10 protein-coding genes are annotated in these 12,591 nt (G+C 72.6%); 7 read left to right on the forward strand and 3 right to left on the reverse strand.

The window, feature by feature from the left end; genetic code table 11:
* Nucleotides 1–684: CocE/NonD family hydrolase (locus EAO71_RS04220; RefSeq protein ID WP_261991991.1), on the reverse strand; the 684-nt coding region annotated here is incomplete at its 3' end.
* Between the two features lie 101 nt (nt 685–785).
* On the opposite strand from EAO71_RS04220, the gene EAO71_RS04225 reads away from it, so the two are divergent.
* Both EAO71_RS04225 and EAO71_RS04230 read left to right on the forward strand, forming a co-directional pair.
* A complete protein-coding gene (locus EAO71_RS04225; protein WP_147976413.1) occupies nt 786–1,352 on the forward strand; it encodes a TetR/AcrR family transcriptional regulator in 567 nt (188 codons plus the stop codon).
* A 70-nt stretch (nt 1,353–1,422) separates the two neighbouring features.
* On the forward strand, nt 1,423–1,854 hold the full coding sequence (locus EAO71_RS04230; RefSeq protein WP_147976414.1) for a hypothetical protein: 432 nt from the start codon (nt 1,423–1,425) through the stop codon (nt 1,852–1,854).
* Between the two features lie 161 nt (nt 1,855–2,015).
* Here the strand turns inward: EAO71_RS04230 and rph are convergent, their stop codons facing one another.
* A complete protein-coding gene (rph, locus tag EAO71_RS04235) occupies nt 2,016–4,613 on the reverse strand; it encodes a rifamycin-inactivating phosphotransferase (protein ID WP_147976427.1) in 2,598 nt (865 codons plus the stop codon).
* 644 nt (nt 4,614–5,257) lie between these two features.
* On the opposite strand from rph, the gene EAO71_RS04245 reads away from it, so the two are divergent.
* The 5 genes from EAO71_RS04245 (at nt 5,258) to EAO71_RS04265 (ending at nt 10,473) form a co-directional block, all read left to right on the forward strand.
* Nucleotides 5,258–5,866 (forward strand): TetR/AcrR family transcriptional regulator, encoded by a 609-nt coding sequence (locus tag EAO71_RS04245; RefSeq protein WP_147976416.1) that lies wholly within the window; start codon nt 5,258–5,260, stop codon nt 5,864–5,866.
* 35 nt (nt 5,867–5,901) lie between these two features.
* The gene (locus EAO71_RS04250; protein ID WP_147976428.1) at nt 5,902–6,897 is read left to right on the forward strand and encodes a DMT family transporter; all 996 of its coding nucleotides are present in this window, start codon (nt 5,902–5,904) and stop codon (nt 6,895–6,897) included.
* Nucleotides 6,898–6,939: 42 nt separating this feature from the next.
* Nucleotides 6,940–7,368, forward strand: coding sequence for a hypothetical protein (locus tag EAO71_RS04255; protein ID WP_147976417.1), 429 nt, complete (start codon nt 6,940–6,942; stop codon nt 7,366–7,368).
* Between the two features lie 279 nt (nt 7,369–7,647).
* On the forward strand, nt 7,648–10,077 hold the full coding sequence (locus tag EAO71_RS04260; protein ID WP_147976418.1) for a SpoIIE family protein phosphatase: 2,430 nt from the start codon (nt 7,648–7,650) through the stop codon (nt 10,075–10,077).
* Nucleotides 10,078–10,287: 210 nt separating this feature from the next.
* Nucleotides 10,288–10,473, forward strand: coding sequence for a hypothetical protein (locus EAO71_RS04265; RefSeq protein ID WP_147976419.1), 186 nt, complete (start codon nt 10,288–10,290; stop codon nt 10,471–10,473).
* Nucleotides 10,474–10,482: 9 nt separating this feature from the next.
* Here the strand turns inward: EAO71_RS04265 and EAO71_RS04270 are convergent.
* Nucleotides 10,483–12,591 (reverse strand): ATP-binding protein (locus EAO71_RS04270; RefSeq protein ID WP_147976420.1); only part of this gene is annotated, 2,109 nt, incomplete at its 5' end.

Consider the following 12,591-nt stretch of genomic DNA (forward strand, 5'->3'; position numbering starts at 1 on the left):
GTACGGGGCGAGGGGGATGCCGCCGACGATGAGGTCGAAGCCGGCCGAGCGCTTCCCGATCGCGTCGAACGCCTCCTCGTAGGCGGCGACGATCGGGCGCCTGCCGAGGTCGACGTCGAACTCGTAGGTGTCGTTGTCCGTCCATACCTGTGCCTGGTAGGTGGTCCCCTCGAGCCACGGGGGCTGCCGGCCCGAGCCGGCGTCGTAGGTGGCGATGCCGGGGGCGTTCGTGGTGCAGGTGACGCGGGGCACGATGGCGCGCAGCGCGGGGTGCTGGCTGGAGACCGCGGACCACTGGGTGAAGCCGTAGTACGAGTCGCCGAACATGCCCACGATCCCGTCGGACCAGGGCTGACGGGTGATCCACTCGATGGTGTCGAAGCCGTCGTCGACCTCCCCGGTCCAGCCCAGTGTCCGGCCCTCGGAGCGGAACTTGCCCCGCACGTCCTGGACCACCACGACGTAGCCGCGGGCGGTGAACCGCTCCGCGATCCTGTCGAAGAAGGCGTACCGGCTGTTCTTGTCGTAGGGCAGGCGGGCCAGGACGGTCGGCGCCGGCGCCGCCCCCTGATCGGCGCCGTACACGTCGGTGGCCAGCCGCACTCCGTCGCGCATGCGCACCATGTGCTGCCGTGCGTGCGGAGGGACGGGTTCGGGCGTGACGCGTCGGACGGCAAGGCTCATGAAGCTCCTCCGTGGAAGCAAACCTTTAAATAACAACGTGATATAACAGCGTTGCATTTAGATGTGTTCAACGTCAACCCCCTCTGAGCTAGGTTGCTTCCATGCCGATCGACGTCGACGAAGTCCAGCGCCGCAGGGCAATCGCCCAGGCGACCCTCGCTGTCGCCGCCCGGGACGGCGCGCGCGCCGTCACCATCCGAGCCGTGGCCAAGGAGCTGGGCGGGTCCACCGCGATGGTCACGAACTACGTGCCCACGCGTACGGCGCTGATCACCAACGCGGTCCGCGCGGCGGAGTCCCGGTGGCGGACCGACCTGGAGGCCCACCTGGGCGACCTGACCGGGGCGGACCGGCTGCGCGCCACGGTGGAATGGCACCTCAGCACGGACCCCGAGGACCTGTTGCTCCGCACGCTCTGGGTCGAGATGCTCTCGACGGCGCACGCCGATCCCAACGGCGTCGACCGCCGCGAACCGCGCGAATCACGCGAGGAGTTCCTCGACGCGTCCACCGCGGCGGGAGTGCCGGACGCCGCCCTCGCCGCCGACGTCCTCTCACTGCTGACGCGCGGCTACTACGTCTCGACGATGGAGGAGCCGGGCTACTGGACACCGGAGCGCGCGAGCCGAGTCGCCAGCGCGGTGGTGGAGGCGCTGATCGACGGCTGACGAGGGGCCCGACCTCTCGGTCGGCCCTGGGCCGGGCATCGGAGGCCGATCATGCGCATAGGGTGTCGGCATGCCGCTCAGCCACATAGTCCTCTCGTCCGGTCGTTCGATCGAGCTCACCGAGCTGCGGATGTCCTCGACCTACGGCGGAATGCTGGAGGGCTACCCGTGCAAGCCGGTCAACGACATGAAGGTCAGCGGCCACCGGCGGAAGGCCGAGCGCGAGTTCTCCTTCGCGCCGGTCCATCTCGTTCCGCCCTCCCGCGCGTACCCCGACCTGACCGGCGGCCACTTCGGCCCTGTCGAGGTGCTGCCCGCCGTGGCGTGCATCGGGGTCTTCCACTCGACGGCGATCGCCCCCGAACTCGACCCGGTGCTGCACCACTCCACACTCACCGTGGCCTGGTTCCAGCCCGGCCCGGACGTCCCGTCGGGCGAGGACGCGGATCCCGCGCTCCGCGGCCTTCGCTGGGAGGAACTGGCCCGGGACCACGAGCTCTAGAGGGCGTCTTGCCGCTCTGGCCGGGCTCCCGGCACTCGGCGGGCGCTGCGGCTGGTCGACATCGCTGCCCCGGCCGGGGGAGGCCGTCGACGGATCGAGATCCCGCCCGCGCGCCCCAGGAGCCCCTCCGTTGCGTCACGGCCTCCGCTCGGCCCCGCCGGTCAGGACAGGATCTCGACGTACCCGTCGGCGCCGTGGACGCGGATCCGCTGCCCGTCGCGGATCAGCCGGGTGGCCTGCTCCACGCCCACGACGGCCGGCAGGCCGTACTCCCGGGCGATCACCGCGCCATGGGTCATCAGGCCGCCCACCTCCGTCACCAGGCCCGCGATGCCGACGAACAAGGGCGACCAGCTGGGGTCCGTGAAGGGCGTGACCAGGATGTCGCCCGCTTCGAGATCGGCGTCCGCCATGTCGAGGACGACGCGGGCCCTTCCCTCGACGGTCCCGGCGGACACCGCCAGACCGGTCAGGGCGCCGGCCGGCACGTCGTCACGCCGGTACGACCCGGTGAGCGCCTCACCGTCCGAGGTGAGCACCCGGGGCGGGGTGAGCGCGTGGTACGACCGGAACGCCTCCTCGCGCTGCCGGACGAGCCGGCCGTCCACCCGGTTCGAACGCGCGACCTCGTGGAACTCCTGGAACGTGAGGTAGAAGACGTCCTCCTTGTCGGCGAGCACATCGGCCCGCACGAGGCGCTCGGCCTCCGCCAGCAAGGCCTGCTTGTAGACGAAGTAGCGGCTGATGATGCCGTACTTCGGGTACTCCCGGTATCCGATGAAGGTGCGGACCCGGTCGATCATCCGCTTGGCCTCGTCGGCCTTCCGCTCCCCGTCCGGCAGGGCGCGCAGACGGGACAGCACCTCCCGCTCCTTCCTCCGCGCCTTTTGGAGTCCCTGCTCGAAGCGCCGTTCGGCGGCGCCCGGTTCGAAGTTCCGGACGTTGTCGAGGATCACGGGCACGAGCGTGGAAGGGCGTTCGCGCCAACGCGGCCTCGTGATGTCGATCTCGCCGACGCAGCGCACCCCGTACCGGTCGAGGTAGGCCTCGATGGCGTCGCGCGCTTCGGTCCCGCCCGCGAGCTTCGCCAGCCCGTCCAGGAAGCCGTCGTCCTCGACGCCCTGCAGGAACGCCACCACCTCCGCGTGCGGGCGGATCACGTCCGCGACGTCGAGCAGTGCCAGTCCCATCTCCGACGTGATGTTGTCGGGGGCCGACAGCGTGAGCGTGTCCGCCGCGTTCTTCTCGCCCAGCCACTCCCCCAGCTTGTCGTTGAGCCACCAGGTGGACTCCATCCCCGCCATGATCGCCTGAAGGCTCAGCGGATCGCCGAGGACCCGCTTGTGTTCCTCGAACGCCTCCAGCAGGAAGTCGAACAGCGCCGGTCCGCTCTTCGTCCGGATGTCCCGCTCCAGGGCGGCGACGGACGCCTCGCTGCGCGCGATCAGCTCGGCGACGACGGCCGGATCGGTCTCGATCGGGGCGGGCGCACCGGCGGCCGGAGGTCCGCCGGGACCGGCGTCCGGCAGCGACGGGATGAAGTCGTCGCGTTCGAGGACGGTCTCCAGAGCGTCCCTGACCAGCGGATCGCCCTTCCCCAGAGCGTCCAGGAGGGCCGCGCGGCTCGCGGGCGAGCCCAGGCGCCGGGTGACGTCGACGAACAGCCGCCCGCCCGCCTCGTGCATGGGCACCATGGCCGTCAGCTGCCACATGGAGAACCCCAGGGGCTTCATGGGGTCGGTCATCATCTGCCCGTGACCGACGGAGACGTACACGTGGTTCTCCTGGTCGCCGATCTCGGGGACGGGGAACAGTGTCGTGATCGGCCGGCTCTGCACGATCCGGAAGCCGTCGTCGACCAGGCACCATTCGATGTCCTGCGGGCGGCCGAAGTGCGCTTCGATCCGCCGCCCGAGGTGGACCAGCCGTACGACCTGCTCGTCCGTCAGGGCCGGCTGCTCCTGGCGCTGCGGGTCGACCGCCACTCCCTCCGTACCGCCCGCCGGAAGGGCGTGAACGGCTCGCTGTTTGGCGCCGATCGTCCTGGCGACGACTTCGCCGTCGCGCACCGTGAAGACGTCCGGGTTCACCAGGCCGGAGACCAGCGCCTCGCCGAGACCGAAGCCGGCGTCGACGGTGGCGACCGTCCGGTTCCCGCTGACCGGGTCGGCCGTGAACAGGATGCCGGCCGCGTGCGAGAAGGCCATCCGCTGCACCACTACGGCCATGTGGACCGTGTGGTGGTCGATGCCGTTCCGCCGGCGGTAGGTCACGGCCCGCTCGGTGAACAACGAGGCCCAGCAGCGGCTGACGTGCCGGAGGACCGCCGTCGCTCCCACGACGTTCAGATAGGTGTCCTGCTGGCCGGCGAAGGAGGCCGTCGGCAGGTCCTCCGCGGTCGCGCTGGACCGGACGGCGTAGGCGGCTTCCTCGCCGCTCCGGGCGAGCGCCCCGGTGATCGCCGTCGCGAGATCGTCCGGGACGGCGATCTCTTCGATGGTCCGGCGAATCCCCGCGCTGAGCGTGCGAACCGCCTCCCGGTCGTCCGGGTCCACGCGCGACAAACGATCGAGCTGATCGTCGATCGACGGCGCTTCCGCCATGATCCGCCGGAAGGCGTTCGTCGTCACGCAGAAGCCGCCCGGCACCTGGACGCCGTCGATCCGCGACAGTTCACCCAGGTGCGCGCCTTTGCCGCCGACGAGCGCGACCTGCGCCGCGTCGGCTTCCCGAAGGTCCAGAACGTACTGCTCGATCACTGCCCTGCCTCCGAGACTGCCGTGCTCCGTGTCACTGCGGTGGCCGATCGGGTCACCGGCGCCTTCCACTCCGTCGATCCTCTTGTCGCGCACGTCCTCATCCCTCGTTGCCCTGCTTCTGACGAGCCGTCCGGCCGCTCCGCCCGATCGGACGGTGCGCAGCCCCGCACCCCCGTGCCGGGCACTCGCAGCCGCCCTTCCGGTCCCGTCATCGTTCGACGCCACCACATCCCGCGTACGTGGACAACGGAACACGCGCGTCGCGACCCCGTTTCCGCAGGTTGTGGGCACAGGCCGACGATTGTGCGCCCTGACGGGGGCCTTGTGGCAAGCCCCCCGGTGCGCTATAAGTTGAGAGTGGCAAGGAGAGCTCTCCTTGCCTTTTGTCTTTCTCGCGTCGATGAAGCGGCAGGCTGTCCTCGCCGGGGCCGCGCGCCAGGCACGTCGGCGTTCGCCGGATGCCCCTCTCTCCGCGATCACCGCCGCGCAGCCGGACGTTCGACCGGCCGCCCCGCCCCACCCGTCCACGGACGGCGTCCGGTGCGCCCGGTTCGCCGGCACCCCTTCTCGCGCTCGGAGCCGCCGGCGTGCGGTGCCGCTCCTGATTTAGGTAGACTGGTCTACCTAAACAGAGGAGGAGTCGCATGACCGAGACCGCCCCCGCGACACCGCAGCCGGCGAGGCGGCGCGGAGCCGCGCGGCAAAAGCTGCTCGCCGCGGCCGCCCGGCGCTTCTACGCGGACGGCGTGACGGCCACCGGCATCGACGCGATCACCGCCGAGGCGGGCGTCGCGAAGATGAGCCTGTACAACAACTTCTCCTCCAAGAACGACCTGGTGCTGGCGTACCTCGACGCCCGGCACGAGGAGTGGTTGGGTCTGTACCGGGACCGGCTCCAGGGCGCCCGGGACGGCCGCGACGGCGTGCTGGCGGTCTTCGACGCCTACGCCGACCACGCCCGGTTCGCCTACGAGCGCGGTTTCCGTGGCTGTGGACTGCTCAACGCCGCGGCCGAGCTGCCCGCCGGCGACCAGGGCCGGGACGTGGTGCGCCGTCACAAGGAAGAGGTCGAGGCCCTGCTCGCCGAGCACGTCGGGCAGTTGGCCCCCGACCGACCCGAGGAAGCCCGCCGGGTGGCCGAGCAGTTGGCGTTCCTGCTGGAGGGAGCGATGGCACGCGCGGGCCTCGAGGGCTCGGCCACGCGGGTCGAGCACGCCCGGGCGATGGCGGCCGACCTGCTGCGGCGGCTGTGAGCAGGCCCGGCGGACACGGGACCGCGTCCGTGGGCATGGGGTCGGCGTGCGTCCTGGCCGCCTCGCTGCTCTGGGGTACGACGGGCACCGCCGCGACGTTCGCCCCGTCCGTGGGACCGCTGGCGATCGGGGCCGTCGCCATGGGTCTGGGCGGACTGCTCCAGGCCCTGATCGCCGCGCCCCGGATCCGCCGCGACGCCGCCCGACTCCGCGCGCGGCGAGGGGTGGTGGTGCTCGGCGCCCTGGCCGTGGCCGCGTACCCGCCGGCGTTCTACAGCAGCATGCACCTGGCCGGGGTCGCCGCCGGAACCGTGGTCTCGATCGGCTCCGCCCCGCTCGCCTCCGCGCTGATCGAACGGGTCGTCGACGGCCGTCGCCTCACCCGTCGGTGGATCACGGGAGCCGTGCTGGGACTGTCCGGAACCGTGCTTCTCTGCGTGGCCGAAGCCGCCGGCGCGCCCTCCGGGCCCGGAGCCCGCTCCGCCGGCACCACCGTGCTCGGCGTGGGCCTCGGCCTGGTCGCCGGGCTCACCTACGCCCTCTACTCCTGGGCGGCGCATCGCCTCATCCACGGCGGCGTGAGCTCTGCCGCGGCCATGGGCACCGTCTTCGGGTTCGGCGGACTGCTGCTCGCGCCCGTGCTCGTGGCCACCGGCGCTCCCCTGCTGGCGTCGTGGCCCAACGCGGCCGTCGGTGCCTACCTGGCCCTCGTCCCGATGTTCCTCGGCTACGTCCTCTTCGGCTGGGGCCTCGCGCACGTCCCGCCGAGTACCGCCACCACGCTGTCCCTTCTGGAACCCGCCGTCGCGGCCGTGCTCGCCGTCCTCGTCGTCGGCGAGCACCTCCCCGCGCTGGGCTGGGCAGGCATCACCCTGGTCGTCGGATGCCTCGCCGTGCTCACCACCCCGTCGCGCAGCGGGGCCAAGCAGCGAGCGGACGCCCCGAACCCCGCCCCCGTGCCCGGCCGGCACGGCGCGCCCCGGTCCCGCCGCGAGGCAGCCGCCGAAGTCGTCTCGCCACCCGGTCGGTAAGGTGCCGCGCAGACAGACGTGGGCCGGCTACCGGGGGGCACCGTGAGTGTTGCAGAGACCGATCGGCGTGCCACGGTGCGACCGTCGCACGTCTTCGCGTTCGGCTCGGTGCTGGCGTCGATCGCGTTGTTCGAGCGGGTGTACGGCTTGCGGAGCGGCCGTCAGTACGTGCTGTGCCACCAGTCACCCGCTCTGAACCACCTCACACTCGTGGCTCTCGCCCTGGTCGCCGGCGCTTTCCTGACGGCCGTCGTCGGTGCGGCGACCGGGATCATGCGGAGCAGGCCTTCCCCTTCGCCGTTCCTCGTCGCCTGCATGGTGGCCGCGCTGGCCTTCGTGGTGGCGGCCGACAGGGTGGACGCCGCCGGCGAACGGCGGGCCGCGCGGCTGACGGCCGCGGCTTTCGCCGGAGGCAGCTGCGACTACACGCCGCAGGTCTACTCGGCCACTCCCGGTTGGTTCTCCTGGTGATCAGCCGGGTGAAGCGGAGGAGGGGTCTGCCCCACGACGCCTCGGCCCACCCGCACCACGTGGGTGACGGCGTCCCGGCCACCGGAGGCGGTCACGCCGGAGGCGGGAGCCGTGCGGGCGGCGGCTGTTCAAGCCGCGGTGGCGCCGGTCGAGGTGCGGGTCGCCGTGACCGTGCTCGGCCGGTACCCCGAGCCTGCGACTCGGCGTGTCTCTTTACCGAGCCGGGCGGGCGGATGCGACCAGAATAGGGCGCACATCCCGAGGTGCTCCGGAGGTCTCATGAACGGTCCCCGCCAGGCCGACCCCAGCCCGCCGACGCCTTTGGACGGGACCGTCGCCGCCGTGGTGGACCGCCACGGCATCCTGGTGTCGTGGACCTCGGGGGCGGCGCGACTGCTCGGGCACCACGGGCCGGATCCAGCGCCTCCGGGCCGTCCGGCACGGGACCTCGTCGCCGTACGCCGCCCCCTCGGGAGACCCGAGCCGTGCGGGGGCGCCCCGGGCGGCAGAGTGCTCGCGCTGCGCCATCGCGACGGCGGCACCGTGGACGTCTGGGTGCGGCTCATGCCGCTCGCCTCGGGCCCCGCGGGAGACGGCGTCCTCGTACTCGGCCTCCCGGTGGACACCCTGGCGGACTGGCGCGACAGCCTGGCCATCGGGCTGGCGGCACTGCGGCAGGAGGAGTTCCAGATCACCCTGCACGACAGCGACCTGCGGGTCCGGCGCAGCAGTCCGGAGGTCGCCCGCGCGGGGCGGCTGAGCGCGGGCGGGGATCTCCTCTGCGAGATGCCGCGGCTGGGGGTGGAGGGATCCGCGGGCGACGTGCTGCGTGACGTCATGGCGACCGGGGTGTCCGTGGTGGACGAGTCCGGCCTCCTCCGTGGGGCCAGGCCGGACGCCCGGGACCGCGTCTACGCGCTGACCGCCGTCCCGGTCCACGACCTGTGGGGGCGGATCGACGGGGCGTTCTCCTCGCTCATCGACGTCACCGAACGCTTCCGGTCGGCGGACCGGCTGGACCTCGTCTACCGGGCCTCTCGCGGCATCAGCCGGAGTCTGGTCGCCGAACGCATCGCCGAGGACCTGGTGGACTTCCTCGTGCCCGCCCTGGGTGACCTCGCGGCCGTGGAGTTCTTCGACGGACTCGGCTCCGGCGCGGAGCCGCCCCGCCGGGTGGAGGGCCTGCGCGGTGACTTCCGGCGCGCCGCCGTGAAGAACATGCACGGCCCCTGGCCCGACGACCAGGTGGCGGTGGGCGAGTTGCTGCCGGAGGTCCCCGACGGGCCCGGGTTCCGCAACCTCGAGCGAGGGGACGTCCTCGTCGGCAACGGGCCCGGCGACTACCTGGAGTTCCTCGGCAACGGCCCCGGCGTACGCCGTATGACGCCCGCGGGCGCGCACGCGTCCATGGGAGCCGCGCTGGTGGCGCGCGGGCACGTCCTGGGGTACGCCCAGGTGTTTCGCACGCGGCGGCCGTACGCCTTCGACGGGCAGGACGCGAAGCTGATGAAGGAGATCATGAACCTCGCGGCCCTCGCCATCGACAACGCCCGCCGCTACACCCATCAGCGCCGTACGGTGGCGGCGCTGCGCAGCAGTCTCCGGCCACCGGTCTCGGGCAGCACCGCCGCCGTGGACACGGCCGGCTTCTTCCAGGCCGCCGCCGGGGACACGGGGGTCGGCGGGGACTGGTTCGACGCGCTCCCGTTGTCGTCGTTGCGGACCGCTCTGGTGGTCGGTGACGTCATCGGCCACGGGTTGCCCGCGACGGCGACCATGGCACGGCTGAGGACGGCGATCCACACGCTCGCCGATCTCGACCTCGGCCCGGACGAGCTGCTGACCCGCCTGGACGACCTGGTCCAGCGCATGGCTGCCGAGGCGGAGCACCCGGACGCCGTCGGCGCCACCTGTCTCTACGCGGTCTACGACCCGGTGACGCGGCTGTGCCGGTTCGCGAGCGCGGGCCATCCTCCACCGGCGGTGGTCGCTCCGGACGGCAGTGTGACGCTGATCGACGTGCCGCCGGGTCCGTTCCTCGGGGTCGGCGGAATGCCGTTCGAGATGGTCGAGATCGAGCTGGCTCCCGGCAGCGTGATCGCTCTGTACAGTGACGGGCTCCTCACCGGTGAGGTCGCCGGCGCGGGTTCCGGCGGCGCCGTCGAGGCGGACCTGATCGACCGCCTGCGCGACGCGTGCCGACCGGGGCGTCCGCTGGAGGCCGCGGGCATGGACCTCGCCGCCTCGGCGGCCCACGGTCGTCGGCACGCCGACGACACCACGGTTCTCCTGGCCCGGACTCGGGCGATCGCCTCGGCCGACGTGGCCGAGTGGCAGTTCCCGAACGATCTGGAGGCGGTCGCGCGAGCGCGACGACTCGTCAGCGCCCAACTGGTCCGATGGGGTCTCGACGATCTGGTGTTCACGACCGAGCTCGTGGTCAGCGAACTGGTCACCAACGCGATGCGCTACGCCGGGGGTTCCGTCGGCCTGCGCCTGATCCGTGACCAGGTGCTGGTGTGCGAGGTCACCGACACGAGCAACAGCCACCCGCGGCTCCGCAGGGCCGTCAGTACCGACGAGGGCGGGCGGGGCCTGTTCCTGGTGGCTCAGGTGACGTCACGCTGGGGCAGCCGCTACAGCGACTCGGGCAAGACCATCTGGACGGAGCAGCCCATCTCCCGGCGGCAGGAACCCGTCCGGCTGTGACGCGGTCAGACCCGCGTGGGGTGGCGACCGCTCGCCGGCGGCTGCTCGCTCACGGACCGGTGACGGTCCAGGGTGATCCGATCCGGCCCGTATCGACACGCGCTATGTCAGTGCTGTGACGTTGCCGGATCGGTTGTGTGCGGATGTCGCTCTTCGGCAACGTACCGTCACGGGCCGTCCCCTGGAGGCGGCGCGCGGCGTTTGCGGCACATGACGAAGCATGCACACGAACACGACGAGTACGTCTCCGGAGTCCGTGCCGAGCTTCTGGGCGACGACTGGGACGACGCACCCGACCCCGCAGGCCATGAGCGCGTGATGTGCCCGTTCTGCCGGGCACTGGAACAGGCCGACCGGAAGGCCGGCCGCCGGGCCGACCGGAAGCCGAGGAGATGAGGCCCCACGTCAGGGGGCACACTCCCCCGTCGGCCCTTCGATGTCGGTGAGTCCGTCGCGTGCCAGGCCGAACTGCCGTGGGTGGTCGACGGCTCCCGGCAGCGAGAGGGCGGTCCGGAACTCCTCCCGCGCCTCGGTGCGGCGGCCCGCCGCCGCGTAGGTGCTGCCGAGTCGGATGCGGACCTCCATCTCCAGGCCCGCGCTCGCCTGCCGGGTGAGCGCGGCCAGGGCCCGGTGGTGGGTCTCGACCGCAGCGTGCAGCCTGCCCTCGCGCTCCTCCACGGRCGCGAGGCGCGAGAGGCTCGCGGCGCGCAGGGGCAGGTCCTCGGCCTCACGGGCCAGTTCGGCCGCCCGCCGCAGCAGGTCCTTGGCCTCGGTGTACTGGCCGACGGCCAGGTGGGTGTCGGCGGCGAAGCACAGGACGTTGCTGATCGCCCTGGGCCGGCCGTTCTTCTCCGCGATGGCGAGGGCGGTCGCGTTGTGCTCGAACGCCTCCTCGTGCCGGCCCTGTTGGGAGCGGATCGCGGCGAGGCTGCAGAGCGAGATCCCCGCCAGCCAGCCGTCGTCCAGCCGGGTCGTCAGGCTCACCGCCTCGTCCAGGTGCGTGACCGCCGCCTCGATGTCTCCCCGCATCCACTCCGTGACGCCGGTCCCGGCGATCGACCGGGCCCGCTCCCGCGGGTCGCACCGCTCGCCGCCGTGGCGCAGCGCCTCGGTGAACCAGGTCTGCGCTTGACGGAGCCGCCCGAGGTACAGGTGGATCATTCCCGACCAGTTGCGCAGCGAGGCGGCCATCCGCCGGTCGGTGGCCAGGTCCGCGCAGGGCAGCGCGAGGTCCAGCGCCGCCCGGCACTCGTGGTACTGACCCTGCCGGACCAGGTACTCGACCAGGGCTTCGGCGATCCAGCATGCCTCGTCGAACAGGTCGGCGGCCGCCGCGTAGGCCACCACGTCGACCAGTTCTCCGCCCGCGGCGTGCAGCCATGCCGAGGCTTCCCGCCAGCTGCCGAAGGGGGACGTCGTGACGTCGGGTCCGGTCGGGAAGCCTTCGGGACCTCCGTCACCGGCGATCCGGCCCGCCGCGGTGTAGAGGTGCAGGACGGCGGCGCGGTCCGCGGCCGCCTGCTCGGGCGTCTCGCCGGCGAGACGCCGCGCGTGGGCCCGTACGAGGTCGTGCAGCCGGTAGCGGCCGGGGTGCGGCTGCTGCAGCAGGCTGGCGTCGACCAGGCTCTCCAGGAGATCTTCGGCGTTCTCCCGGGAGTCGCCCAGCATCGCGGCGAGGGCGAGCGCGTCGAATCCGGCGGTCGGCACCAGCCCCAATGCCCTGAAGGTGCGCTGCTGTTCGGGCGTGAGCAGGTCGTACGACACCCGGAAGGCGGCTTCCACGCTGCGGTCCTCGGCGCGCAGCTCGCCGAGGCTGCGCGCGTCGTCCGACATCCGGCCGGCCAGGAAGGCCAGGCTCCAGGACGGCCGGTTCTGGAGCCGGGCGCTCGCGATCCGGAGGGCCAGGGGCAGGCCCCCGCACCGCCGGGCGAGCTCGAGCGCCGCCTCGGGGTCGTGGTCCGCGCGGGGCTCCCCGAGGAGCTCGCGGAGCAGACCGACCGCGTCGCCCGTGCCCAGAGGCTCCACGGTCAGCCGCAGGTCGGCGTCGAGGCCGGGCAGCCGCTGCCGGCCTGTCACCAGGACGCGGCTCCCCGGTCCTGCGGGCAGCAGAGGACGCACCTGCTCGGCGCCGCGGGCGTCGTCGACGACGACCAGCAGCCGGAGTGAGCTCGTGGCGGCGCGCCAGGCGGTGACCAGGTCGTCCAGGTCCTCCGCGTCCTCGGGGGCGTCGGGGAACGCGTCTCCACCGGCGCGGACCGTGCGCAGCAGCCGGCGCAGGGCGCGCCGCGGTCCTCCCCGCTCGTGCGGGGCGCCGTGCGCGTGGAGGTCGACGAACAGGCACCCGTCGGGATAGGCGTCGGCGAGCGACCAGGCGGCGCGCACCACCAGGGCGGTCTTGCCGACCCCCGCCGTGCCGTCGACCGCGACCACGGACACGGCCGTCGGGGACATGGGGGCGGTGAGCAGGGCGAGTTCCCTCTCACGGCCGACCAGGCAGGCGGTGTCGCCGGGGAG

The sequence above is a fragment of the Streptomyces sp. MS191 genome (genome assembly GCF_008042125.1).
In the GTDB taxonomy this organism is placed as follows: Bacteria; Actinomycetota; Actinomycetes; order Streptomycetales; family Streptomycetaceae; genus Streptomyces.

Coding starts and splice junctions, on each gene's coding strand:
- EAO71_RS04225 (WP_147976413.1), top strand. CDS start 786: ATGCCGATCGACGTCGACGAAGTCCAGCGCCGCAGGGCAATCGCCCAG.
- EAO71_RS04230 (WP_147976414.1), top strand. CDS start 1,423: ATGCCGCTCAGCCACATAGTCCTCTCGTCCGGTCGTTCGATCGAGCTC.
- EAO71_RS04245 (WP_147976416.1), top strand. CDS start 5,258: ATGACCGAGACCGCCCCCGCGACACCGCAGCCGGCGAGGCGGCGCGGA.
- EAO71_RS04250 (WP_147976428.1), top strand. CDS start 5,902: ATGGGGTCGGCGTGCGTCCTGGCCGCCTCGCTGCTCTGGGGTACGACG.
- EAO71_RS04260 (WP_147976418.1), top strand. CDS start 7,648: ATGAACGGTCCCCGCCAGGCCGACCCCAGCCCGCCGACGCCTTTGGAC.
- EAO71_RS04265 (WP_147976419.1), top strand. CDS start 10,288: ATGACGAAGCATGCACACGAACACGACGAGTACGTCTCCGGAGTCCGT.